This window comes from Escherichia sp. WS3227_2, from assembly GCF_046486495.1.
Classification (GTDB): Bacteria; Pseudomonadota; Gammaproteobacteria; order Enterobacterales; family Enterobacteriaceae; genus Escherichia; species Escherichia coli.
On sequence record NZ_JBJQLG010000015.1, the window covers coordinates 67,940 to 92,046 of the forward strand.

A 24,107-nucleotide genomic window follows, 5' to 3' on the forward strand; every position below is an offset into this window, starting at 1 on the left:
TGTTAATGCCGCGTAAGCAGTTGGTTCATTATAGTTAATTAAATGATATTGAAAATGATTATCAATGCCGTACTTTTCGTAAGGGTATGGTTTTGCAGGAAAATGCCCGAGATGTGAAGCAAATCACCCACTTAATGCCGTGATTGCCAGTAAATCGACAACGGCGGCAACAGGCGAAAGGTTAATCGACAGCACGATTTTTACACTCATCTCGTCGGAGATGTGACGCGACGAAAAATGATGAGGATAAGAAGATGAGTAACGCGATTACGATGGGGATATTTTGGCATTTGATCGGCGCGGCCAGTGCAGCCTGTTTTTACGCTCCGTTCAAAAAAGTAAAAAAATGGTCATGGGAAACCATGTGGTCAGTTGGTGGGATTGTTTCGTGGATTATTCTGCCGTGGGCCATCAGCGCCCTGTTACTGCCGAATTTCTGGGCGTATTACAGCTCGTTTAGTCTCTCTACGCTGCTGCCTGTTTTTCTGTTCGGCGCTATGTGGGGGATCGGTAATATCAACTACGGCCTGACCATGCGTTATCTCGGCATGTCGATGGGGATTGGTATCGCCATTGGCATTACGTTGATTGTCGGTACGCTGATGACGCCAATTATCAACGGCAATTTCGATGTGTTGATTAGCACCGAAGGCGGACGCATGACGTTGCTCGGCGTTCTGGTGGCGCTGATTGGCGTAGGGATTGTGACTCGCGCCGGGCAGTTGAAAGAGCGCAAGATGGGCATTAAAGCCGAAGAGTTCAACCTGAAAAAAGGGCTGGTGCTGGCGGTGATGTGCGGCATTTTCTCTGCCGGGATGTCCTTTGCGATGAACGCCGCAAAACCGATGCATGAAGCCGCTGCTGCACTGGGCGTCGATCCACTGTATGTCGCTCTGCCAAGCTATGTTGTCATCATGGGAGGCGGCGCGATCATCAACCTCGGTTTCTGCTTCATTCGTCTGGCAAAAGTGAAGGATTTGTCGCTAAAAACCGACTTCTCGCTGGCAAAACCGCTGATCATTCACAATGTGTTACTCTCAGCACTGGGCGGGTTGATGTGGTATCTGCAATTCTTTTTCTATGCCTGGGGCCACGCCCGCATTCCGGCGCAGTATGACTACATCAGCTGGATGCTGCATATGAGCTTCTATGTATTGTGCGGCGGTATCGTCGGGTTGGTGCTGAAAGAGTGGAACAATGCAGGTCGCCGTCCGGTAACGGTGTTGAGCCTCGGTTGTGTGGTGATTATTGTCGCCGCCAACATCGTCGGCATGGGCATGGCGAATTAATCTTTCTGCGAATTGAGATGACGCCACTGGCTGGGCGTCATCCCGGTTTCCCGGGTAAACACCACCGAAAAATAGTTACTATCTTCAAAGCCACATTCGGTTGAAATATCACTGATTAACAGGCGGCTATGCTGGAGAAGATATTGCGCATGACACACTCTGACCTGCCGCAGATATTGATTGATGGTCATGCCAGTCTGCTGGCGAAATTGCTGACGCAAAACGCGCTCACTGCACGATGCCTCATCACAAAATTTATCCAGCGCAAAGGGACTTTTCAGGCTGGCCGCCAGCCGGGTAATCAGCTTATCCAGCAACGTTTCGCTGGATGTTGGCGGCAACGAATCACTGGTGTAACGATGGCGATTCAGCAACACCACCAACTGCCCGAACAGCAACTCTGCCATTTCGTTAGCAAACGGCACATGCTGACTACTTTCATGCTCAAGCTGACCGATAATCTGCCGCGCCTGTGCCATCCCCATGCTACCTAAGCGCCAGTGTGGTTGCCCTGCGCTGGCGCTAAATCCCGGAATCGCCCCCTGCCAGTCAAGATTCAGCTTCAGCCGCTCCGGGCAATAAATAATATTCTGCAAAACCAGATCGTTAACGGAAGCGTAGGAGTGTTTATCGTCAGCATGAATGTAAAAGAGATCGCCACGGGTAATGCGATAAGGGCGATCGTTGAGTACATGCAGACCATTACCGCGCCAGACAATTACCAGCTCACAAAAATCATGTGTATGTTCAGCAAAGACATCTTGCGGATAACGGTCAGCCACAGCGACTGCCTGCTGGTCGCTGGCAAAAAAATCATCTTTGAGAAGTTTTAACTGATGCGCCACCGTGGCTACCTCGGCCAGAGAACGAAGTTGATTATTCGCAATATGGCGTACAAATACGTTGAGAAGATTCGCGTTATTGCAGAAAGCCATCCCGTCCCTGGCGAATATCACGCGGTGACCAGTTAAACTCTCGGCGAAAAAGCGTCGAAAAGTGGTTACTGTCGCTAAATCCGCAGCGATAGGCGATGTCAGTAACGCTGGCCTCACTGTGGCGTAGCAGATGTCGGGCTTTCATCAGTCGCAGGCGGTTCAGGTAACGCTGAGGCGTCAGTCCCGTTTTCTGCTTAAGCTGCCGATGTAGCGTACGCAGCGAAAGAGAAAATTGATCCGCCACGGCATCCCAATTCACCTCATCGGCAAAATGGTCCTCCAGCCAGGCCAGAAGCAAGTTGAGACGTGATGCGCTGTTTTCCAGGTTCTCCTGCAAACTGCTTTTACGCAGCAAGAGCAGTAATTGCATAAACAAGATCTCGCGACTGGCGGTCGAGGGTAAATCATTTTCCCCTTCCTGCTGTTCCATCTGTGCAACCAGCTGTCGCACCTGCTGCAACACGCTGTGGTTAACGCGCCAGTGAGACGGATACTGCCCATCCTGCTCTTGTGGCAGCAACTGATTCAGCCCGGCGAGAAACTGAAATCGATCCGGCGAGCGATACAGCACATTAGTCAGACACAGATTATCGGTATGTTCATACAGATGCCGATCATGATCGCGTACGAAACAGACCGTCCCACCGGTGATGGTATAGGGCTGCCCATTAAACACATGAATACCCGTGCCATGTTCGACAATCACAATTTCATGAAAATCATGATGATGTTCAGGAAAATCCGCCTGCGGGAGCCGGGGTTCTATCGCCACGGACGCGTTACCAGACGGAAAAAAATCCACACTATGTAATACGGTCATACTGGCCTCCTGATGTCGTCAACACGGCGAAATAGTAATCACGAGGCCAGGTTCTTACCTTAAATTTTCGACGGAAAACCACGTAAAAAACGTCGATTTTTCAAGATACAGCGTGAATTTTCAGGAAATGCGGTAAGCATCACATCACCACAATTCAGCAAATTGTGAACATCATCACGTTCATCTTTCCCTGGTTGCCAATGGCCCATTTTCCTGTCAGTAACGAGAAGGTCGCGAATTCAGGCGCTTTTTAGACTGGTCGTAATGAAATTCAGCAGGATCACATTATGACCTTTCGCAATTGTGTCGCCGTCGATCTCGGCGCATCCAGTGGGCGCGTGATGCTGGCGCGTTACGAGCGTGAATGCCGCAGCCTGACGCTGCGCGAAATCCATCGTTTTAACAATGGGCTGCATAGCCAGAACGGTTATGTCACCTGGGATGTGGATAGCCTGGAAAGTGCCATTCGCCTTGGATTAAACAAGGTGTGCGAGGAAGGGATTCGTATCGATAGCATTGGGATTGATACCTGGGGCGTGGACTTTGTGCTGCTCGACCAACAGGGTCAGCGCGTGGGCCTGCCCGTTGCTTATCGCGATAGCCGCACCAATGGCCTGATGGCGCAGGCACAACAGCAACTCGGCAAACGCGATATTTATCAGCGTAGCGGCATACAATTTCTACCCTTCAATACGATCTATCAGTTGCGTGCGCTGACGGAGCAACAACCTGAACTTATTCCACACATTGCTCACGCTCTGCTGATGGCGGATTACTTTAGTTATCGCCTGACCGGCAAGATGAACTGGGAGTACACCAACGCCACGACCACGCAACTGGTCAATATCAATAGCGACGACTGGGACGAGTCGCTACTGGCGTGGAGCGGTGCCAACAAAGCCTGGTTTGGTCGCCCGACGCATCCGGGTAATGTCATTGGGCACTGGATTTGCCCGCAGGGTAATGAGATTCCGGTGGTCGCCGTTGCCAGCCATGATACCGCCAGCGCGGTTATCGCCTCGCCGTTAAACAGTTCACGCGCCGCTTATCTCTCTTCTGGCACCTGGTCATTGATGGGCTTCGAAAGCCAGACGCCATTTACCAATGACACGGCGCTGGCAGCCAACATCACCAATGAAGGCGGGGCGGAAGGTCGCTATCGGGTGCTGAAAAATATTATGGGCTTATGGCTGCTTCAGCGGGTGCTTCAGGAGCGGCAAATCAACGATCTTCCGGCGCTTATCGCCGCGACACAAGCACTGCCGGCTTGCCGCTTCATCATCAATCCCAATGACGATCGCTTTATTAATCCTGAGGCGATGTGCAGAGAAATTCAGGCTGCGTGTCGGGAAACGGCGCAACCGATCCCGGAAAGTGATGCTGAACTGGCGCGCTGTATTTTCGACAGTCTGGCGTTGCTGTATGCCGATGTGTTGCATGAGCTGGCACAGCTGCGTGGTGAAGATTTCTCGCAACTGCATATTGTCGGCGGTGGCTGCCAGAACGCGCTGCTCAACCAGTTATGTGCTGATGCCTGCGGTATTCGGGTGATCGCCGGGCCTGTTGAAGCCTCGACGCTCGGCAATATCGGCATCCAGTTAATGACGCTGGATGAACTCAACAATGTGGATGATTTCCGTCAGGTCGTCAGCACCACCGCGAATCTGACCACCTTTACCCCTAATCCTGACAGTGAAATTGCCCACTATGTGGCGCAGATTCACTCTACACGACAGACAAAGGAGCTTTGCGCATGACCACTCAACTGGAACAGGCCTGGGAGCTGGCGAAACAGCGTTTCGCGGCAGTAGGGATTGATGTCGAGGAGGCACTGCGCCAACTTGATCGTTTACCCGTTTCAATGCACTGCTGGCAGGGCGATGATGTTTCCGGTTTTGAAAACCCGGAAGGTTCGCTGACCGGGGGGATTCAGGCTACTGGCAATTATCCGGGCAAAGCGCGTAATGCCAGCGAGCTACGTGCCGATCTGGAACAAGCTATGCGGCTGATTCCGGGGCCGAAACGGCTTAATTTACATGCCATCTATCTGGAATCAGACACGCCAGTCTCGCGCGACCAGATCAAACCAGAGCACTTCAAAAACTGGGTTGAATGGGCGAAAGCCAATCAGCTCGGTCTGGATTTTAACCCCTCCTGTTTTTCGCATCCGCTAAGCGCCGATGGCTTTACGCTTTCCCATGCCGACGACAGTATTCGCCAGTTCTGGATTGATCACTGCAAAGCCAGCCGCCGTGTTTCAGCCTATTTTGGCGAGCAACTTGGCACACCGTCGGTGATGAACATCTGGATCCCGGATGGCATGAAAGATATCACCGTTGACCGTCTCGCCCCACGTCAGCGTTTGCTGGCAGCACTGGATGAGGTGATCAGCGAGAAGCTGGATCCGGCGCACCATATCGACGCCGTTGAGAGCAAATTGTTTGGCATTGGCGCGGAGAGTTACACGGTTGGCTCCAATGAGTTTTACATGGGGTATGCCACCAGCCGCCAGACGGCGCTGTGCCTGGACGCCGGGCATTTCCACCCGACTGAAGTGATTTCCGACAAGATTTCCGCCGCCATGCTGTATGTGCCGCAGTTGCTGCTGCACGTCAGTCGTCCGGTTCGCTGGGACAGCGATCACGTGGTGCTGCTGGATGATGAAACTCAGGCGATTGCCAGTGAGATTGTTCGTCACGATCTGTTCGACCGGGTACATATCGGTCTCGATTTCTTTGATGCCTCTATCAACCGCATTGCCGCGTGGGTCATTGGTACACGCAATATGAAAAAAGCCCTGCTGCGTGCGTTGCTGGAACCTACCGCTGAGCTGCGCAAGCTGGAAGCGGCGGGCGATTACACTGCGCGTCTGGCACTGCTGGAAGAGCAGAAATCGTTGCCGTGGCAGGCGGTCTGGGAAATGTATTGCCAACGTCACGATACCCCAGCGGGTAGCGAATGGCTGAAGAGCGTGCGGGCTTATGAAAAAGAAATTTTGAGCCAGCGAGGGTAAACACTGCCGGATGCGGCGCGAGCGCCTTATTCGGCCTACGGGTCGAATGTCCATGCGGGCTGTCACCCTCACCCCGGCCCTCTCCCTGAAAGGGCGAGGGAGAAAAACATAGCCTCGTTCAGCAACGGAGCTGAGCACCGCTCCGGACAGTCCCCTCGCCCCTACGGGGAGAGGGTTAGGGTGAGGGGAACAAGCCGCACCATGTCTAAACAAGGCAACCTAATTTACAGGAACACAGAACATGCAAAACATTACCCAGTCCTGGTTTGTCCAGGGAATGATCAAAGCCACCACCGATGCCTGGCTGAAAGGCTGGGACGAACGCAACGGCGGCAACCTGACGCTGCGCCTGGAGGACGCCGATATCGCACCGTATCACGACAATTTCCACCCTCAACCGCGCTATATCCCGCTCAGCCAGCCCATGCCTTTACTGGCAAATACACCGTTTATTGTCACCGGCTCCGGCAAATTCTTTCGTAACGTCCAGCTTGATCCTGCGGCTAACTTAGGCGTCGTAAAAGTCGACAGCGACGGCGCGGGCTACCATATTCTCTGGGGGCTAACTCACGAAGCCGTTCCAACCTCTGAACTTCCGGCGCACTTCCTCTCTCATTGCGAACGCATTAAAGCCACCAACGGTAAAGATCGGGTGATCATGCACTGCCATGCCACCAACCTGATCGCCCTTACCTACGTACTGGAAAACGACACCGCGGTCTTCACTCGCCAGCTTTGGGAAGGCAGCACCGAGTGTCTGGTAGTGTTCCCGGATGGCGTCGGCATTTTGCCGTGGATGGTGCCCGGCACCGACGAAATCGGCCAGGCGACCGCACAGGAAATGCAAAAACATTCGCTGGTGTTGTGGCCCTTCCACGGCGTCTTCGGCAGCGGTCCGACACTGGATGAAACATTCGGTTTAATCGACACCGCAGAAAAATCAGCACAAGTATTAGTGAAGGTTTATTCGATGGGCGGCATGAAACAGACCATCAGTCGTGAAGAGCTGATAGCGCTCGGCCAGCGTTTCGGCGTTACACCACTCGCCAGTGCGCTGGCGCTGTAAGGAGCAAACATGATCCGCAAAGCCTTTGTCATGCAGGTTAACCCCGACGCCCACGAAGAGTATCAGCGTCGGCATAATCCAATCTGGCCGGAACTGGAAGCAGTGTTGAAATCTCACGGTGCGCATAACTACGCCATTTACCTCGACAAAGCGCGTAATCTGCTGTTTGCCACGGTAGAGATTGAATCTGAAGAACGGTGGAATGCGGTAGCCAGTACTGATGTTTGCCAACGTTGGTGGAAGTATATGACCGACGTTATGCCAGCTAACCCGGATAACAGCCCAGTCAGTAGCGAGCTGCAAGAAGTGTTTTACCTGCCTTAATGAGTTGCGGTGCCGGAAAATATCCAGCACCGCGCCTTCATCAGAAGAAGTATTTAAAGCGAACGCGTGCACCGTAACGGTCATCAGTATCATCACCGTGTTTTTTATCACCGTCGCTATCCAGAATGGAGTAATACGTCCCGAGGTAAATATTAAAGTTCTCCATATCCATCACATTAGCGAACTGATAAGACGCATGAATGGTGTGAATGGTGTACGTCCCTTCATCATCAATCCAGCAGTCGTTATCACAAACTACACCGCTGAATTCATCAATCTTATTGTGCGCGTAGATATAACCCAGCTCGAAACGTTTCCACAGCGCGTTAATCCCGGCAGTGAAGTCTTTCTCATTATTAGCATCTAAATAGGCGGTATTAAGATTAACCACGACGCCATTTTCCGGATCCGTTTTCAGGCCGTTCCAGGTCATGCTCATACCATAGCCGGTACGATCGGACTGATCGACAAAATTACCCTTGCTATCGGTATAACCATAAGCATTATTTACCACGTTCGCTTCCATCGCTGCGGAAACGGTGAATTCTTCCGTCGGCGACCAGGCAATTACCGGACGCAGATAAGCAACATTTTTCTGCTGCTCCATATCGCGTCCATGATAATTACCGTCATTATATAAAGATGTTCCGTCTTCAAGTAACGTGTTTAATTCAAAATACCAGTTATCGAGTTGTTTGCTGACGAGGAAATTACCGCCAGCGTTAGAGCGCCCGCGGCCCTCTTTCATCATATAGATATAACCGCTGCCATCGTCATAAAGATCGTTCGCAGTATTACCGGAATGTTCAACAAAGGTATCCTGATTCAGCGGGAACATATCGTAGGCTTCAAAACGGCCTACTTTGACCTTCCAGTCGTTTTCTTTGCCAAAGAAGAATACCGCATCATCGATATTTACTGAACCGTGCATGTCCCCCAGCGGTTGTGCGGAGAACCCGGCGAAATAGCCATTATCCAGTTTTCGCATACCATCAAAACCTAACAGAATACGACCATTGAGATTCCACTGTTCATTAGTGGGATCGCTATTCACATCAGCGTTGGTCATTGCCAGCAGGCCATGATTACTTTCCGCATCCATATTAAATTCTACATCGCCGTAGATTTTTAAATCGCCATACCCTGAAAGCAGGAGATTAGGCGAGGTGGCGTTTTTCTTCTCTGACTCCGTCGTTGATTGACCGTTTACCGGCGTGTTGCCCTGTGCGGTTTTAATTTCGCGGATCTCGGCGGCTTGTTGTGTCTGAAGCTGTTTAACCTGCCCCTCTGCTTTTGCTGCCCGCATTTCTGCCGCTTCCAGGCGTTCTTCCAGCAATGCCATGCGTTGTTCCAGCGTTAAATGCTGTGTTTTTGCCATTCCGGTACTACATGCCAATAATAAACCGATGGCTAAAGATAATGTCGATTTTTTCATTATTTACGTTCCCTGAAATAAAAGAGACCCTACGCTTTCCAAAAGGAATACGTATATAGAGAAATATAAGGTGTGCACTTTCGAATTTTTAATCCAACTTCAGCAGGCCGATGGATAGTATCCCGCTGCATAATATGAGTAAATCCGCTGATTTCCTGGAACGTGAGGAATATAACAATAGTGCCGTTTTTAACCAAATATCGTAAAAAATATTAGATATAATTCACGCTGACTCATAAGCCACAAATATAAATAACCTTGCTGCAAAACATGTGCGGCAGTTAAACATTCACAACATCATTAAATAATGATTTTTTATTCACTGCATTTATTATGCCCATCAATATGTGCCTTACACCGCAAAATTTATCCTTCACTCTGCCTTATATTGTCACGACTTCACGACATATCCGCGCTCATCACAAAACCGCCCCGCCGTTACAATTAACTATAATATTTTTTCATGGAGTCCAATAATGGCAGCACTTACTGCAAGCTGTATTGACCTGAATATTCAGGGCAATGGCACTTATTCCGTTCTGAAGCAGTTGGCGACAATGGCGTTACAAAACGGTTTTATCACCGACTCACATCAATTCCTGCAAACCCTGCTGCTGCGCGAAAAAATGCACTCCACGGGATTTGGTTCCGGTGTCGCCGTGCCGCACGGTAAAAGCGCCTGCGTTAAACAACCGTTCGTGTTATTCGCCCGCAAAGCGCAGGCCATTGACTGGAAAGCCAGCGACGGCGAAGACGTCAATTGCTGGATCTGCCTCGGCGTGCCGCAAAGTGGCGAAGAGGATCAGGTCAAAATCATCGGCACACTGTGTCGCAAAATTATCCACCAGGATTTTATCAACCAACTGCGACAGGGCGACGCCGACCAGGTGCTTGCTTTGTTAAATCAAACCCTCAGCTCATAAGGAAGTGGCGATGGAGTCATCCTTACGTATTGTCGCGATCACCAACTGCCCCGCCGGGATCGCTCACACCTACATGGTGGCGGAAGCCCTGGAACAGAAAGCCCGTTCTCTCGGTCATACCATTAAAGTTGAAACTCAAGGATCAAGCGGCGTCGAAAACCGCTTATCCAGCGAAGAGATTGCCGCTGCCGATTACGTGATTTTCGCCACCGGGCGTGGCCTGAGCGGTGACGATCGCGCGCGATTTGCCGGGAAAATGGTTTATGAGATTGCCATCTCCCAGGCGCTGAAAAATATCGACCAGATTTTCAGTGAATTACCGACAAACTCACAACTTTTTGCCGCAGATAGCGGCGTGAAGCTCGGCAAACAGGAAGTGCAAAGTGGCAGCGTAATGAGCCATCTGATGGCGGGTGTCTCTGCGGCGCTGCCGTTTGTCATCGGTGGCGGTATCCTGGTGGCGCTTGCCAACATGCTGGTGCAGTTCGGTTTGCCGTATACCGATATGTCGAAAGGCGCGCCGTCGTTTACCTGGGTGGTGGAATCCATCGGTTATCTCGGCTTCACCTTTATGATCCCCATCATGGGCGCTTATATTGCCTCGTCGATTGCCGATAAACCCGCTTTCGCTCCGGCGTTTCTGGTTTGTTATCTGGCGAACGACAAAGCCCTGCTCGGCACCCAGTCTGGCGCGGGCTTCCTCGGTGCGGTGGTGCTGGGGCTGGCGATTGGCTATTTCGTCTTCTGGTTCCGCAAAGTGCGCCTTGGCAAAGCATTACAACCGCTGCTCGGTTCCATGCTGATCCCGTTCGTCACTTTGCTGGTTTTCGGCGTACTGACTTACTACGTTATCGGACCGGTGATGTCCGACCTCATGGGCGGGTTGCTGCACTTCCTGAACACCATTCCTCCGTCAATGAAGTTTGCGGCAGCGTTTTTGGTCGGTGCGATGCTGGCGTTCGATATGGGCGGCCCTATCAATAAAACCGCCTGGTTCTTCTGCTTCTCACTGCTGGAAAAACACATTTACGACTGGTACGCCATCGTCGGCGTTGTCGCGCTGATGCCACCTGTCGCGGCAGGTCTTGCGACGTTCATTGCGCCCAAACTGTTTACCCGACAGGAAAAAGAGGCTGCCAGTAGTGCCATTGTGGTCGGTGCCACAGTCGCAACCGAACCGGCTATTCCTTACGCTCTGGCAGCTCCGTTGCCGATGATTACCGCCAATACGCTGGCGGGCGGTATTACCGGCGTGCTGGTGATCGCTTTCGGAATCAAACGTCTGGCACCTGGTTTGGGTATCTTTGACCCGCTGATCGGCCTGATGTCGCCGGTAGGTTCGTTTTATCTGGTGCTGGCGATTGGCCTCGCGCTGAACATTTTATTCATTATCGTCCTGAAAGGATTATGGTTACGCCGCAAAGCCAAAGCTGCGCAACAGGAGCTTGTCCATGAACATTGAGTTACTGCAACAGTTGTGCGAAGCCAGCGCCGTCAGCGGCGATGAACAGGAAGTTCGCGACATTCTGATAAACACGCTGGAACCTTGCGTTAATGAGATCACCTTTGATGGTCTGGGCAGCTTTGTTGCCCGTAAGGGGAATAAAGGTCCAAAAGTTGCCGTTGTCGGGCATATGGATGAGGTCGGCTTTATGGTCACCCACATCGACGAGAGCGGTTTTCTGCGTTTTACCACCATTGGCGGCTGGTGGAATCAGTCGATGCTCAACCACCGGGTAACCATACGCACACACAAGGGATTTAAAATCCCTGGTGTGATTGGTTCCGTCGCGCCTCATGCGTTAACGGAAAAGCAAAAGCAACAACCGCTGTCATTTGATGAGATGTTCATTGATATTGGCGCGAACAGTCGCGAAGAGGTGGAAAAACGCGGCGTGGAAATTGGCAATTTTATTAGCCCTGAGGCCAATTTTGCCTGCTGGGGCGAAGATAAAGTGGTCGGCAAGGCTCTGGATAATCGCATCGGCTGCGCGATGATGGCTGAGCTATTGCAGACGGTGAATAACCCCGAAATTACGCTGTATGGCGTTGGCAGTGTGGAAGAAGAAGTTGGGCTACGCGGGGCGCAAACCTCGGCTGAACACATTAAACCGGATGTGGTGATCGTGCTGGATACCGCTGTCGCGGGCGATGTTCCAGGCATTGATAACATTAAATATCCGCTGAAACTGGGCAACGGGCCGGGGCTGATGCTGTTTGACAAGCGCTACTTCCCCAACCAGAAACTGGTAGCAGCGTTAAAAAGCTGTGCCACGCAGAATGATTTACCGCTGCAATTTTCCACTATGAAAACCGGTGCGACGGATGGCGGGCGCTACAACGTAATGGGCGGCGGGCGTCCGGTTGTCGCGCTGTGTCTGCCAACTCGTTATCTGCACGCCAACAGCGGTATGATTTCAAAAGCCGATTATGATGCTCTGCTCACGCTGATACGGGGTTTTCTGACGACCTTAACTGCGGAGAAAGTCAACGCGTTTAGCCAGTTCCGTCAGGTGGATTAATGCTAAACGAACGCCAGTTAAAGATTGTCGATCTGCTGGAGCAACAGCCGCGCACGCCTGGCGAGCTGGCGCATCAGACTGGCGTTTCTGGCAGGACCATCCTGCGTGATATTGACTATCTCAACTTCACCCTTAACGGCAAAGCCCGCATTTTCGCCAGTGGCAGTGCGGGCTATCAGCTGGAAATCTTCGAGCGCCGCAGTTTTTTTCAGTTGCTGCAAAAGCACGATAACGACGATCGGCTGCTGGCGCTGTTATTACTGAATACTTTCACTCCCCGTGCGCAACTCGCCTCGGCGCTTAATTTGCCAGAAACGTGGGTAGCAGAGCGTCTGCCCCGCCTGAAACAGCGTTATGAACGTACTTGCTGCCTGGCCAGTCGCCCCGGTTTGGGCCATTTCATTGATGAGACAGAAGAGAAACGCGTTATATTGCTGGCGAACTTGCTGCGCAAAGATCCGTTTTTAATTCCTCTGGCGGGCGTAACACGAGACAACCTTCAGCAATTATCCACGGTCTGCGACAACCAACACCGCTGGCCGCTGATGCAGGGTGATTATCTCTCCAGCCTGATTCTGGCGATTTACGCCCTGCGTAATCAACTGACCGATGAGTGGCCGCAATATCCCGGTGACGAGATAAAACAAATCGTTGAATATAGCGGCCTGTTTCTTGGTGATAACGCTGTAAGAACCCTGACGGGTTTGATAGAGAAACAGCATCAGCAAGCACAGGTAATTTCTGCCGATAATGTGCAGGGGGTGCTGCAAAGGGTGCCGGGCATTGCGTCATTGAATATTATTGATACGCAACTGGTTGAGAATATTACCGGGCATTTATTACGTTGCCTTGCCGCGCCGGTGTGGATTGGTGAGCACCGCCAAAGCAGCATGAATAACCTGAAAGCCGCCTGGCCTGCGGCCTTTGATATGAGTCTGCACTTTATTACGCTACTGCGTGAACAACTCGATATTCCCCTTTTCGACAGCGATCTGATCGGTTTGTATTTTGCCTGTGCGCTGGAACGGCATCAAAACGAACGCCAGCCGATCATTTTGCTCTCTGATCAGAACGCGATTGCCACTATTAATCAGCTCGCCATTGAGCGCGATGTTTTAAATTGTCGGGTGATTATTGCCCGTAGCTTAAGCGAACTTGTTGCCATTCGCGAAGAGATTGAGCCGTTATTGATCATTAACAACAGCCATTATTTACTGGATGACACGGTAAATAATTGCATCACCGTAAAAAATATCATTACGGCTGCCGGTATCGAACAAATAAAACATTTTCTGGCGACGGCATTTATTCGCCAGCAACCGGAGCGTTTTTTCTCTACCCCCGGAAGTTTTCATTATTCGAATGTACGCGGTGAAAGCTGGCAACATATTACCCGGCAAATTTGTGCGCAATTAGTCGCACAACACCATATTACCGCCGATGAAGCACAACGGATCATCGCCCGCGAAAGCGAAGGCGAAAACCTGATTGTTAATCGTCTCGCCATCCCACATTGCTGGAGCGAACAGGAACGACGTTTTCGTGGATTTTTTATTACCCTCGCCCAACCGGTTGAGGTGAATAACGAAGTAGTTAACCATGTCTTGATCGCCTGCGCCGCCGCCGATGCACGTCATGAGCTAAAAATATTTAGCTATCTGGCAAGCGTATTGTGTCAGCATCCGGCAGAGGTTATTGCCGGGTTAACAGGATATGAGGCATTTATGGAGTTACTTCACAAGGGGTGAACTGTGTCGGATGCGCCGCATCCGACACTGCATTTATCACCAAAATCAAAAACGTTTAACGCAGGCTATTATAGTCATCGACCATTTCGTTGTACTCGCGTAACGCTCGCGGAAATGAGTCGTCGACCATCCAGATTGAGTTTGCGTCCTGAAGTTGCTCTTTATCCCAGTCAGAGTACAGGACTTTATCTCTGATGCGGCGAACGTATTTTTTAGCCTCGAGTTGATACTGGCTTGCCGAATTAATAAACGAGAAATTCATGCCGCTTTTATCCGCTTCTTTGGCTTGCGCCACCAGCGTTTCCAGTTCAGACACTTTCTTCATTGCCGCTTCTGCATCAAACTTATTTTGCGATATCAGGTTATTAATTTGTTTCGCTGAAATCATGACTGCCAGAGAGTAGTAGTGGAATGTTTTCCCTTCTCTTTCTTCAATATTTTTCAATTCCGCAAGCTGGCGCTTATCGTTAATTTCCTGAATCGCCGCATGATAAGATTCTGCTACAGGTTCAAAGGCTTCAAGATTTTTTAAGAATGTCTGGTGCAGCGTTTTCCCTTTCGCAAACGCATCGTCTTTATAATTTTCCTGGGTGTAATATTTATCCATTTCGTTAATGGTATTACCCAACGCCACGGCAGCATCAATATAACTCACCGCCACGCCATCAATAGGTTGCAGCGCAGGCGTTAACGCCACTACACGCGTTTTGTTTATAAATAAAATAATAAAATTCACGAAATGAATAAGTCCTGCAATTTAATATATATCGCAGGACTTATTTTAATTAATTGCTCAAACGCTGCGGATGGGTATAAACCGTTGCCCGACCCGGTTTACAAAAGCCCACCAGCGTCAAATTACAGCGTTCAGCCACTTCTACAGCAAGCGTGGTCGCGGCAGACACCGCAAACAAAATCTCTACGCCGCACATCGCCGACTTTTGCACCATTTCATAACTGGCACGACTGGAAACCAGTACCGCACCTTGCTGCCAGCTTTCCCCTTCTTGTGACCGGCGGCCTAACAGTTTGTCCAGCGCCACATGGCGACCCACGTCTTCATGCCCGCCGACCAGTTCGCCAGATGGCAACATCCAGGCGGCGGCGTGAGTACAACCGGTCAGTTGCCCCACTGGCTGGAAATCATTGAGATGACGTAATGCATCATCCAGTTTGTTGAGATCAAACGTCTGGGTGAACGGTAGCGGCTGCACCGGTTTTCCGATGTCATTAAGTTGCTCCACGCCGCACACGCCACATCCCGTACGTCCCGCCAGTGCCCGGCGACGCTCCTTCAACCCCATAAAGCGGCGGCTGGAAAGCTCAATTTGCACTTCCAGACCATTACAGGAAGGAACGACATCCATACCGAAGATATCGCGTGGACTTTCGATTATCCCCTCGGAAAGCGAAAAACCGAGCGCAAAGTACTCAAGGTCTTTGGGTGACGCCATCATCACTACATGCGAAATGCCGTTGTAGACCAGCGCAACGGGAACCTCTTCCGCCACCTCATCTAACCGTGGGTGTTGTAAATCATCACGCCGCCATAACTCAATTTGACGAACACCTGTGACATTTGTCACATTTTCGATTTCTTTTTGCTGTGTTTTTTTCACTTTCTCTTAACCAGATAAGAACACACACACCAACATTATGGTATTCTGTTACAAACCCTTCCTGGATGGAGGGAAATTGAGCCAATTCTGGACCTTTGCGGCCCCTTCCGCAAAGAAAAATAACTCCCACTCCCTGCACACGCAGCAAGCGAATGTAAATGGGACGTGACAATGTCGAAACAAGGAGCAATCCATGCAGGTCAGCAGAAGGCAGTTCTTTAAGATCTGCGCTGGCGGTATGGCAGGCACCACGGCAGCGGCACTGGGTTTTGCACCCAGCGTAGCACTCGCGGAAACTCGGCAGTATAAACTGCTGCGCACCCGCGAAACCCGTAATACCTGCACCTATTGTTCCGTAGGCTGTGGGCTGTTGATGTACAGCCTCGGTGACGGAGCAAAAAACGCCAAAGCATCTATCTTCCATATCGAAGGCGATCCGGATCACCCGGTCAACCGCGGTGCACTTTGTCCGAAAGGCGCTGGCCTGGTGGATTTCATCCACTCCGAAAGCCGTCTGAAGTTTCCGGAATACCGTGCGCCAGGTTCTGATAAATGGCAGCAAATCAGTTGGGAAGAGGCGTTTGATCGCATCGCCAAACTGATGAAAGAAGACCGCGATGCTAACTACATTGCGCAAAACGCCGAAGGCGTGACTGTTAACCGCTGGCTCTCCACCGGGATGCTGTGTGCTTCCGCGTCGAGTAACGAAACCGGCTATTTAACGCAAAAATTCTCCCGCGCGCTGGGTATGCTCGCGGTCGACAACCAGGCGCGTGTCTGACACGGACCAACGGTAGCAAGTCTTGCTCCAACATTTGGTCGCGGTGCGATGACCAACCACTGGGTCGACATCAAGAATGCCAACCTCGTCGTGGTGATGGGCGGTAACGCCGCTGAAGCTCACCCGGTCGGGTTCCGCTGGGCGATGGAAGCCAAAATTCACAATGGCGCGAAGCTGATTGTGATCGATCCTCGCTTTACGCGTACGGCGGCGGTGGCTGACTACTATGCCCCTATTCGTTCCGGTACTGACATTGCTTTCCTGTCAGGCGTATTGCTGTACCTGCTGAACAATGAAAAATTCAACCGCGAATATACCGAAGCCTATACCAACGCCAGCCTGATCGTGCGTGAGGATTACGGCTTTGAAGATGGCCTGTTCACCGGCTATGACGCGGAAAAACGCAAGTACGATAAATCCTCCTGGACTTACGAACTGGACGAAAACGGCTTCGCCAAACGCGATACCACGCTGCAACATCCGCGCTGCGTGTGGAACTTGCTGAAACAGCACGTTTCCCGCTACACGCCAGATGTGGTTGAAAACATCTGTGGTACGCCAAAAGACGCGTTCCTGAAAGTCTGCGAATACATCGCCGAAACCAGTGCTCACGATAAAACTGCCTCGTTCCTGTATGCCCTCGGCTGGACGCAACACTCTGTTGGTGCGCAAAACATTCGTACGATGGCGATGATCCAGCTGCTGCTCGGCAATATGGGGATGGCAGGCGGCGGCGTTAACGCCCTGCGCGGTCACTCCAATATTCAGGGGCTGACGGACCTGGGGCTGCTGTCGCAGAGCCTGCCGGGTTACATGACGCTGCCGAGCGAGAAGCAGACCGATCTGCAAACCTACCTTACCGCCAACACGCCAAAACCGCTGCTGGAAGGCCAGGTAAACTACTGGGGCAACTACCCGAAATTCTTCGTCTCCATGATGAAGGCCTTCTTTGGTGATAAAGCGACGGCGGAAAATAGCTGGGGCTTTGACTGGTTGCCGAAGTGGGATAAAGGCTACGACGTCCTGCAATACTTCGAGATGATGAAAGAGGGCAAGGTCAATGGCTATATCTGCCAGGGCTTTAACCCTGTTGCCTCATTCCCGAACAAAAACAAAGTGATCGGTTGTCTGTCGAAACTGAAGTTCCTCGTCACCATCGACCCGCTGAACACTGAAACCTCTAACTTCTGGCAGAACCACGGTGAGCTGAACGAAGTTGACTCGTCGAAGATCCAGACCGAAGTGTTCCGTCTGCCATCGACCTGCTTCGCGGAAGAGAACGGTTCAATCGTTAACTCCGGTCGCTGGTTACAGTGGCACTGGAAAGGTGCGGACGCCCCGGGGATTGCGCTGACTGACGGCGAGATCCTCTCCGGTATCTTCCTGCGCTTGCGCAAGATGTATGCCGAACAGGGTGGCGCGAACCCGGACCAGGTGCTGAACATGACATGGAACTACGCCATTCCGCATGAGCCATCTTCAGAAGAAGTGGCGATGGAGAGCAACGGTAAGGCGCTGGCCGATATTACCGATCCGGCAACCGGGGCGGTTATCGTCAAGAAAGGCCAACAATTTAGCTCGTTTGCCCAACTGCGCGATGACGGTACAACCTCCTGTGGCTGCTGGATTTTCGCCGGTAGCTGGACGCCGGAAGGCAACCAGATGGCGCGTCGTGATAACGCCGATCCGTCTGGCCTCGGTAACACGCTGGGCTGGGCATGGGCATGGCCGCTTAACCGCCGCATTCTGTATAACCGCGCCTCCGCAGATCCGCAGGGTAACCCGTGGGATCCGAAGCGTCAGTTGCTGAAATGGGACGGCACTAAGTGGACCGGCTGGGATATTCCGGACTACAGCGCAGCGCCTCCGGGCAGCGGTGTTGGGCCGTTTATCATGCAGCAGGAAGGCATGGGGCGTCTGTTTGCCCTCGATAAGATGGCGGAAGGTCCGTTCCCGGAACACTACGAGCCGTTTGAAACGCCGCTGGGAACTAACCCGCTGCATCCAAACGTTATCTCGAACCCGGCTGCACGTATCTTTAAAGACGACGCCGAAGCGTTGGGTAAAGCCGATAAGTTCCCGTATGTCGGAACCACCTATCGTCTGACCGAGCACTTCCACTACTGGACCAAACACGCGCTGTTGAACGCGATTTTGCAACCAGAGCAGTTTGTGGAAATCGGTGAGTCGCTGGCGAATAAACTTGGCATTGCCCAGGGCGATACCGTGAAAGTCTCCTCCAACCGTGGCTATATCAAAGCCAAAGCGGTGGTGACCAAACGTATTCGCACGCTGAAAGCGAACGGCAAAGATATCGATACCATCGGTATTCCGATTCACTGGGGCTATGAAGGTGTTGCGAAAAAAGGCTTTATTGCCAATACGTTAACGCCATTCGTTGGTGATGCGAACACGCAGACGCCAGAGTTTAAGTCCTTCCTTGTGAATGTGGAAAAGGTGTAACGGAGACGACATATGGCTTATCAATCGCAAGATATCATTCGTCGTTCCGCGACTAACGGTCTGACCCCCGCGCCTCAGGCGCGGGACTTCCAGGAAGAAGTGGCGAAACTCATCGACGTCACCACCTGTATCGGCTGTAAAGCCTGTCAGGTGGCGTGTTCAGAGTGGAACGACATTCGCGATACCGTCGGCAATAACATTGGGGTGTACGACAACCCCAATGATTTAAGTGCCAAATCGTGGACGGTGATGCGCTTCTCGGAAGTGGAACAGAACGACAAACTGGAATGGCTGATCCGCAAAGACGGCTGTATGCACTGTTCCGATCCAGGCTGCCTGAAAGCGTGCCCGGCGGAAGGAGCAATTATTCAGTATGCCAACGGTATCGTCGACTTCCAGTCCGAGCAGTGCATCGGCTGCGGTTATTGCATTGCGGGCTGTCCGTTCGACATTCCGCGCCTCAACCCGGAAGACAACCGCGTCTACAAATGTACGCTGTGCGTTGACCGCGTGGTGGTTGGGCAAGAACCGGCCTGCGTGAAGACCTGCCCAACGGGCGCGATTCACTTCGGTACGAAAGAGTCGATGAAAACGCTGGCGAGCGAGCGCGTGGCGGAGCTGAAAACTCGCGGTTACGACAATGCGGGTCTGTACGATCCGGCAGGCGTTGGTGGTACACACGTTATGTACGTGCTGCACCATGCTGACAAGCCAAATCTGTATCATGGCTTGCCGGAGAACCCGGAAATCAGCGAAACCGTGAAATTCTGGAAAGGCATCTGGAAACCGCTCGCAGCTGTTGGCTTTGCGGCTACCTTCGCGGCCAGTATCTTCCACTACGTGGGTGTCGGTCCGAACCGTGCGGATGAGGAAGAGAATAATCTGCACGAAGAGAAAGACGAGGAGCGCAAATGAAACGACGTGACACCATCGTGCGCTACACCGCGCCGGAACGTATCAACCACTGGATCACCGCCTTCTGCTTCATCCTGGCGGCGGTGAGCGGGCTTGGCTTTTTGTTCCCGTCCTTCAACTGGTTGATGCAAATCATGGGCACACCGCAGCTGGCGCGAATTCTGCACCCGTTTGTCGGCGTGGTTATGTTTGCCTCGTTCATCATCATGTTTTTCCGTTACTGGCATCACAACCTAATCAATCGGGATGATATCTTTTGGGCGAAGAATATTCGTAAGATCGTCGTCAACGAGGAAGTAGGTGACACCGGGCGTTATAACTTCGGTCAGAAATGCGTTTTCTGGGCGGCGATTATTTTCCTGGTTCTGCTGCTGGTGAGCGGCGTGATTATCTGGCGTCCTTATTTTGCGCCTGCTTTCTCAATCCCGGTGATCCGATTCGCGTTAATGCTGCATTCATTTGCCGCAGTGGCGTTAATTGTGGTTATCATGGTGCATATCTACGCCGCCCTTTGGGTGAAAGGCACGATTACCGCCATGGTGGAAGGATGGGTTACCAGCGCCTGGGCGAAGAAACATCACCCGCGCTGGTACCGTGAGGTCCGCAAGACAACGGAAAAGAAAGCTGAATGAGTATTCGCATAATCCCGCAAGATGAGCTGGGTTCGAGCGAGAAACGTACGGCGGATATGATTCCGCCGTTATTGTTCCCTCGGCTCAAGAATTTATACCACCGCCGCGCCGAGCGTCTGCGCGAGCTGGCAGAAAATAATCCGCTGGGTGATTACCTGCGCTTTGCTGCGCTTATCGCCCACGCCCAGGAAGTGGTGCTGTACGACCATCCGCTGGAGATGGATCTGACTGCACGAATTAAAGAAGCCAGCGCACAAGGCAAGCCCCCGCTGGATATTCACGTTCTGCCGCGTGATAAGCACTGGCAAAAGCTGCTGATGGCGCTAATTGCTGAGCTTAAACCTGAAATGAGCGGCCCGGCGCTGGCAGTGATTGAGAATCTGGAGAAGGCATCAACTCAGGAGCTGGAAGATATGGCCAGCGCACTGTTTGCCTCTGATTTCTCATCCGTCAGTAGCGATAAAGCGCCGTTTATCTGGGCTGCACTGTCGCTCTACTGGGCGCAGATGGCCAATCTGATCCCCGGCAAAGCCCGCGCTGAATACGGCGAACAACGTCAATATTGCCCGGTATGTGGCTCTATGCCGGTGTCCAGCATGGTGCAAATTGGCACCACTCAGGGGCTGCGTTACCTGCACTGCAACCTGTGTGAAACCGAATGGCACGTAGTGCGCGTAAAATGCAGCAACTGCGAGCAGAGCGGCAAACTGCATTACTGGTCGCTGGATGACGAACAGGCCGCGATTAAAGCCGAAAGCTGCGATGACTGCGGCACTTACCTGAAGATTCTTTATCAGGAAAAAGAACCGAAAGTTGAAGCCGTGGCAGATGACCTCGCCTCTCTGGTACTGGACGCGCGAATGGAGCAAGAAGGCTACGCCCGCAGTTCCATCAACCCGTTCCTGTTTCCGGGTGAAGGAGAGTAATCTCTGACGTTTTCCGGGTGGCGCAGGTCGCCCGGATTACAGTTCATAGGGTGTGACGACACCATCTCTCTTATTCCGCGTTACCACCTCAAGCTATGCTGCCAGTGCCTGTTTTGCCTCAATTTTCACACTGAACAAATCGATAACAATATCGATATCAAATAGCCAAATCTTTTTGCCATTACCATTCCTCGCGCAGCTTACGCTGGTATTCGACACCATCTTCCTCACTCCCTTGCCAGATGCCAAAAGCACTGGCTCTTGCTGTTTGCGATTGATTTACCAGGTATTGATCTACCGCTTCCCGTAATAGCTCCGCACGAGGAAGATTACGCTGCACCTCGAGATCATCAAGTTGCTTAAACAACTCATTCGATAAATTGAGTAAAATTCTGCCCATATCTATACCTGCCAGAGAGTTCATAAATATCTCGCCAATATCATTTTTGAATCTATGGAGAGAAAAGTACCCTTGCCGAATCTTTAAAGAAAGCGCATTTACGCATCATTTTTTATTTTTGCGAGGCGTTTTCCAGATATGATGTAACAGTTGCAGTTATTATAAGTTCAAGTAAAACAGCCTTGTATTAATACCAGAATAAGGGCATCTGTTTTTTTATATTCAAGAATGAAAAATTTTTGTCATTCCTTATGCTCCTTACACTGATCATCAACACCAACTACCTCCCCCTTTTGCCTGCCTCCCTTTGCTTTACGCACCGGGAATTGCTGACGCTCCAGATATTGCTCTACCGCTTCGCGTAAAATTGCAGATCGTGAAACCTTACGCCAGCCCCGAAGCTTGTTCAGCCGTTTAATTGCCTCTTCTGATAAATGAAGAAAAACCGTATTCATCGCCATTACCACCACCTTACATATATTACTCATTAATGTATGTGCGAAAATTACGCCGGAAAATCATTTAAAAAAAGCGGATTTTTGCATGTCGTTTTGTTTTTGCGAGACGGCATCCAAAGATAATGTAACAGTTGCAGTTATTTCAATTGTTACTCAAAAATGGTTTAGTAATAACCCAGGATGGTTTATTACTTTTAATTAAGCGGGGACACATCTACAGAAAAGAAACAACAAATAATAAGGATGAATTATGGGTGCTATAAATATTTTATATTCAAGAATATTTTTTTGATTGGGTGTTCATTTGCTTCATCAGGATGGTGTACCCGAAAAAGTCAGCAGCTTTACCGCACCAGGGTTTAAGGTGAAATCTACCATTCATAACTGACCGGTCAGTGCCGCACCAACCGGTCTTTAATTGTTAGTAGTAGTAAATTTGTGGATAACAGTCCGGGAACCAGACGATTCCTTCTGGATCATCCCCCTGCATTACCCGATGACATTGGCGTCGATCATCTGCGCGACGGCGAAGCGTAGTATAGAGCCGCTTCCATTCATGATCGCCCGGTGTACTGTAGTTTACCCAACAATCCATTGAAGGGTGACGCCATTTACCTGTAAGTGTTGGGATCCCTGAATGATTATGTGGCTTCGCTTTACCATTACGATCCCTATCTTTACGCGTATTAAGCGTGGACATTTTTAGTCTCCTGTTAAGAGTTCTAAAAATGTGCTTCCTTAAAATAGTTCATCATTTTCCCTTAATTCGCATAGCGTGCTTTTGCACGAATTTCCGATACGCGGGGACCATTATGATAGCGTCGATGCCCACACATCCAACAAGAACAAATACAGGGAGTACGAAAGCAAATACCTGATGCTTTTTTGCTTCCATCGCCTGCAGTGCGATAACGGCAGCGGATTTTTTTTAATCGCGCCATATGATGGCGACGTTCAGCACGATTACGGGTCATAGTAAAACTCCTGAGCAGGCGGCACTATGCCGCTTTCATAGGAGTTCTGAATGCTGGTGCTTTCTGTATGGCATAACCATGCCTCTAACGGTTAAGTGCCTGCAGCACATGTTGCGGATCATTGGCAATCGCTCGCAGCAAAGCCTTTGCAGGCCCAGTCGGTGAACGTCGCCCCTGCTCCCAGTTACGCAACGTGTCTACGCTTACGGAAATAAGTTCGGCAAATTTAGATTGTGACAACCCTGAAGCGCGGCGTATTTCTTTGATTTTCATAGCATCAACTTCAAAAGTCCGTGAAGGCTGTCGCGTTCCTTCAATAATTTCATTCATCTGGGCCATGCTGTGAGTCAACCGCTCAAAAAGTGCCTTATCCATTTACCACCTCGTATTTAACAACCGGAGCATTGCTTTTTCCTGGGGAGACAGATCATCTTTAAAATACCCTTACGATAAATAAGCAGTAATCTGATCTCATAATGTTTAACCTGATGAAAGTAAATAACCCTGACACCAGCACGTTTCCCCTTTCCTCCTGACACCCATCGAACCTTTCTTAACCCACCAGTTTCAGGTATTACCTCACCATAGTCAGGATTCAAGGCCAGGAAAAACTGAAAACGACTGAATTCATCGTCGGTCAGCAGTTTTTGAACATCTTCAGTAAAAATTTCCGTTTCGATGAAGAGCATAATTATACGCCATTGGCTTAGAGTAACAATCCTTTTTGTACGTCATTGACGTACCCTTGAAACCACTAGCTTACTGATAGTGCTCCAGCAAAACCACGTCTCTGCCGGGTTTGTCTTTACATTTGCGAGGCGCTTTCCAGATTTTTCACGCCCGTGAATTTCCCTGTATCCATCC

General features: G+C 50.9%; 21 protein-coding genes and 2 pseudogenes. 13 read left to right on the forward strand and 10 right to left on the reverse strand.

What is annotated here, in order from left to right; translation table 11 throughout:
- Nucleotides 1-254: 254 nt before the first annotated feature.
- Nucleotides 255-1,289: an L-rhamnose/proton symporter RhaT gene (rhaT, locus tag ACJHXB_RS19565; protein ID WP_000063520.1), complete on the forward strand. Its 1,035-nt coding sequence runs from the start codon at nucleotides 255-257 to the stop codon at nucleotides 1,287-1,289.
- Here rhaT and rhaR read toward each other — a convergent pair.
- Nucleotides 1,286-2,134 carry an HTH-type transcriptional activator RhaR gene (gene rhaR / locus ACJHXB_RS19570; protein ID WP_024185224.1) on the reverse strand — a complete coding sequence of 283 codons (849 nt, stop codon included), beginning with the start codon at nucleotides 2,132-2,134 and terminating at the stop codon, nucleotides 1,286-1,288. The genes rhaT and rhaR overlap by 4 nt on opposite strands.
- 73 nt (nucleotides 2,135-2,207) lie before the next feature.
- Complete coding sequence (gene rhaS, locus ACJHXB_RS19575) at nucleotides 2,208-3,044, reverse strand: HTH-type transcriptional activator RhaS (RefSeq protein ID WP_000217153.1); 837 nt, start codon at nucleotides 3,042-3,044, stop codon at nucleotides 2,208-2,210.
- 287 nt (nucleotides 3,045-3,331) lie between these two features.
- Between rhaS and rhaB the strand changes: the two genes are divergently transcribed.
- The 4 genes from rhaB (at nucleotide 3,332) to rhaM (ending at nucleotide 7,447) form a co-directional block, all read left to right on the forward strand.
- Complete coding sequence (gene rhaB / locus ACJHXB_RS19580) at nucleotides 3,332-4,801, forward strand: rhamnulokinase (RefSeq protein WP_000144069.1); 1,470 nt, start codon at nucleotides 3,332-3,334, stop codon at nucleotides 4,799-4,801.
- Nucleotides 4,798-6,057, forward strand: a complete 1,260-nt coding sequence (gene rhaA / locus ACJHXB_RS19585; protein WP_001315116.1) for an L-rhamnose isomerase — start codon at nucleotides 4,798-4,800, stop codon at nucleotides 6,055-6,057. Before rhaB ends, rhaA begins: the two co-directional genes overlap by 4 nt.
- A 241-nt stretch (nucleotides 6,058-6,298) precedes the next feature.
- Nucleotides 6,299-7,123, forward strand: a complete 825-nt coding sequence (gene rhaD, locus ACJHXB_RS19590) for a rhamnulose-1-phosphate aldolase (protein WP_001179776.1) — start codon at nucleotides 6,299-6,301, stop codon at nucleotides 7,121-7,123.
- Nucleotides 7,124-7,132: 9 nt separating this feature from the next.
- Entirely contained in the window at nucleotides 7,133-7,447 is a 315-nt protein-coding gene (rhaM, locus tag ACJHXB_RS19595) for an L-rhamnose mutarotase (RefSeq protein WP_000619503.1), read from the forward strand.
- A gap of 40 nt (nucleotides 7,448-7,487) precedes the next feature.
- On the opposite strand, the gene ACJHXB_RS19600 is transcribed toward rhaM, so the two are convergent.
- Nucleotides 7,488-8,882, reverse strand: coding sequence for a carbohydrate porin (locus ACJHXB_RS19600; protein WP_000749937.1), 1,395 nt, complete (start codon nucleotides 8,880-8,882; stop codon nucleotides 7,488-7,490).
- Nucleotides 8,883-9,358: 476 nt separating this feature from the next.
- Here ACJHXB_RS19600 and ACJHXB_RS19605 point away from each other — a divergent pair, with 476 nt between their 5' ends.
- Genes ACJHXB_RS19605 through ACJHXB_RS19620 form a run of 4 tightly spaced genes read left to right on the forward strand, consistent with a single transcriptional unit; the run spans nucleotide 9,359 to nucleotide 14,075 of the window.
- Complete coding sequence (locus ACJHXB_RS19605; RefSeq protein ID WP_000729617.1) at nucleotides 9,359-9,805, forward strand: PTS fructose transporter subunit IIA; 447 nt, start codon at nucleotides 9,359-9,361, stop codon at nucleotides 9,803-9,805.
- A gap of 10 nt (nucleotides 9,806-9,815) precedes the next feature.
- Entirely contained in the window at nucleotides 9,816-11,267 is a 1,452-nt protein-coding gene (locus ACJHXB_RS19610; RefSeq protein ID WP_000446006.1) for a PTS fructose-like transporter subunit IIBC, read from the forward strand.
- Nucleotides 11,257-12,327: an aminopeptidase gene (locus ACJHXB_RS19615; protein WP_001019470.1), complete on the forward strand. Its 1,071-nt coding sequence runs from the start codon at nucleotides 11,257-11,259 to the stop codon at nucleotides 12,325-12,327. The genes ACJHXB_RS19610 and ACJHXB_RS19615 overlap by 11 nt, the downstream gene beginning before the upstream one ends.
- Complete coding sequence (locus tag ACJHXB_RS19620) at nucleotides 12,327-14,075, forward strand: putative frv operon regulatory protein (protein ID WP_032341287.1); 1,749 nt, start codon at nucleotides 12,327-12,329, stop codon at nucleotides 14,073-14,075. The genes ACJHXB_RS19615 and ACJHXB_RS19620 overlap by 1 nt, the downstream gene beginning before the upstream one ends.
- A 55-nt stretch (nucleotides 14,076-14,130) precedes the next feature.
- Here ACJHXB_RS19620 and ACJHXB_RS19625 read toward each other — a convergent pair.
- Both ACJHXB_RS19625 and fdhD read right to left on the reverse strand, forming a co-directional pair.
- Nucleotides 14,131-14,772 (reverse strand): annotated as a pseudogene (locus ACJHXB_RS19625) (YiiG family protein); the annotation flags it as partial.
- 88 nt (nucleotides 14,773-14,860) lie between these two features.
- The gene (fdhD, locus tag ACJHXB_RS19630; protein ID WP_000753597.1) at nucleotides 14,861-15,694 is read right to left on the reverse strand and encodes a formate dehydrogenase accessory sulfurtransferase FdhD; all 834 of its coding nucleotides are present in this window, start codon (nucleotides 15,692-15,694) and stop codon (nucleotides 14,861-14,863) included.
- 193 nt (nucleotides 15,695-15,887) lie between these two features.
- Here fdhD and fdnG point away from each other — a divergent pair, with 193 nt between their 5' ends.
- From fdnG to fdhE, 4 genes are read left to right on the forward strand one after another with little or no spacing between them, the layout of a single operon-like run.
- Nucleotides 15,888-18,938: a formate dehydrogenase-N subunit alpha gene (gene fdnG / locus ACJHXB_RS19635; protein WP_410233529.1), complete on the forward strand. Its 3,051-nt coding sequence runs from the start codon at nucleotides 15,888-15,890 to the stop codon at nucleotides 18,936-18,938.
- 12 nt (nucleotides 18,939-18,950) lie between these two features.
- On the forward strand, nucleotides 18,951-19,853 hold the full coding sequence (gene fdoH / locus ACJHXB_RS19640; RefSeq protein ID WP_000331377.1) for a formate dehydrogenase O subunit beta: 903 nt from the start codon (nucleotides 18,951-18,953) through the stop codon (nucleotides 19,851-19,853).
- Complete coding sequence (gene fdoI, locus ACJHXB_RS19645) at nucleotides 19,850-20,485, forward strand: formate dehydrogenase cytochrome b556 subunit (protein ID WP_000829013.1); 636 nt, start codon at nucleotides 19,850-19,852, stop codon at nucleotides 20,483-20,485. Before fdoH ends, fdoI begins: the two co-directional genes overlap by 4 nt.
- Nucleotides 20,482-21,411, forward strand: coding sequence for a formate dehydrogenase accessory protein FdhE (gene fdhE, locus ACJHXB_RS19650; RefSeq protein WP_000027693.1), 930 nt, complete (start codon nucleotides 20,482-20,484; stop codon nucleotides 21,409-21,411). The genes fdoI and fdhE overlap by 4 nt, the downstream gene beginning before the upstream one ends.
- Nucleotides 21,412-21,592: 181 nt before the next feature.
- On the opposite strand, the gene ACJHXB_RS19655 is transcribed toward fdhE, so the two are convergent.
- From ACJHXB_RS19655 to ACJHXB_RS19675, 5 genes and pseudogenes are all read right to left on the reverse strand, one after another.
- Nucleotides 21,593-21,835 (reverse strand): CopG family transcriptional regulator, encoded by a 243-nt coding sequence (locus ACJHXB_RS19655; RefSeq protein ID WP_001309881.1) that lies wholly within the window; start codon nucleotides 21,833-21,835, stop codon nucleotides 21,593-21,595.
- 218 nt (nucleotides 21,836-22,053) lie between these two features.
- Nucleotides 22,054-22,272 (reverse strand): CopG family transcriptional regulator, encoded by a 219-nt coding sequence (locus ACJHXB_RS19660; RefSeq protein WP_001295676.1) that lies wholly within the window; start codon nucleotides 22,270-22,272, stop codon nucleotides 22,054-22,056.
- Between the two features lie 418 nt (nucleotides 22,273-22,690).
- Nucleotides 22,691-22,969, reverse strand: a complete 279-nt coding sequence (locus ACJHXB_RS19665; protein WP_001306650.1) for a hypothetical protein — start codon at nucleotides 22,967-22,969, stop codon at nucleotides 22,691-22,693.
- Nucleotides 22,970-23,327: 358 nt separating this feature from the next.
- The gene (gene nadS, locus ACJHXB_RS19670; RefSeq protein ID WP_000356400.1) at nucleotides 23,328-23,618 is read right to left on the reverse strand and encodes a NadS family protein; all 291 of its coding nucleotides are present in this window, start codon (nucleotides 23,616-23,618) and stop codon (nucleotides 23,328-23,330) included.
- Nucleotides 23,619-23,932: pseudogene (locus tag ACJHXB_RS19675) on the reverse strand (type II toxin-antitoxin system RelE/ParE family toxin).
- Nucleotides 23,933-24,107 lie beyond the last annotated feature (175 nt).

Excerpts from the sequence above, each read along its gene's own strand:
- rhaT (WP_000063520.1), top strand. The coding sequence starts at position 255 with ATGAGTAACGCGATTACGATGGGGATATTTTGGCATTTGATCGGCGCG.
- rhaS (WP_000217153.1), bottom strand. The coding sequence starts at position 3,044 with ATGACCGTATTACATAGTGTGGATTTTTTTCCGTCTGGTAACGCGTCC.
- rhaB (WP_000144069.1), top strand. The coding sequence starts at position 3,332 with ATGACCTTTCGCAATTGTGTCGCCGTCGATCTCGGCGCATCCAGTGGG.
- rhaA (WP_001315116.1), top strand. The coding sequence starts at position 4,798 with ATGACCACTCAACTGGAACAGGCCTGGGAGCTGGCGAAACAGCGTTTC.
- rhaD (WP_001179776.1), top strand. The coding sequence starts at position 6,299 with ATGCAAAACATTACCCAGTCCTGGTTTGTCCAGGGAATGATCAAAGCC.
- rhaM (WP_000619503.1), top strand. The coding sequence starts at position 7,133 with ATGATCCGCAAAGCCTTTGTCATGCAGGTTAACCCCGACGCCCACGAA.
- ACJHXB_RS19600 (WP_000749937.1), bottom strand. The coding sequence starts at position 8,882 with ATGAAAAAATCGACATTATCTTTAGCCATCGGTTTATTATTGGCATGT.
- ACJHXB_RS19605 (WP_000729617.1), top strand. The coding sequence starts at position 9,359 with ATGGCAGCACTTACTGCAAGCTGTATTGACCTGAATATTCAGGGCAAT.
- ACJHXB_RS19610 (WP_000446006.1), top strand. The coding sequence starts at position 9,816 with ATGGAGTCATCCTTACGTATTGTCGCGATCACCAACTGCCCCGCCGGG.
- ACJHXB_RS19615 (WP_001019470.1), top strand. The coding sequence starts at position 11,257 with ATGAACATTGAGTTACTGCAACAGTTGTGCGAAGCCAGCGCCGTCAGC.
- ACJHXB_RS19620 (WP_032341287.1), top strand. The coding sequence starts at position 12,327 with ATGCTAAACGAACGCCAGTTAAAGATTGTCGATCTGCTGGAGCAACAG.
- fdoH (WP_000331377.1), top strand. The coding sequence starts at position 18,951 with ATGGCTTATCAATCGCAAGATATCATTCGTCGTTCCGCGACTAACGGT.
- fdoI (WP_000829013.1), top strand. The coding sequence starts at position 19,850 with ATGAAACGACGTGACACCATCGTGCGCTACACCGCGCCGGAACGTATC.
- fdhE (WP_000027693.1), top strand. The coding sequence starts at position 20,482 with ATGAGTATTCGCATAATCCCGCAAGATGAGCTGGGTTCGAGCGAGAAA.
- ACJHXB_RS19655 (WP_001309881.1), bottom strand. The coding sequence starts at position 21,835 with ATGAACTCTCTGGCAGGTATAGATATGGGCAGAATTTTACTCAATTTA.
- ACJHXB_RS19660 (WP_001295676.1), bottom strand. The coding sequence starts at position 22,272 with ATGGCGATGAATACGGTTTTTCTTCATTTATCAGAAGAGGCAATTAAA.
- ACJHXB_RS19665 (WP_001306650.1), bottom strand. The coding sequence starts at position 22,969 with ATGTCCACGCTTAATACGCGTAAAGATAGGGATCGTAATGGTAAAGCG.
- nadS (WP_000356400.1), bottom strand. The coding sequence starts at position 23,618 with ATGGATAAGGCACTTTTTGAGCGGTTGACTCACAGCATGGCCCAGATG.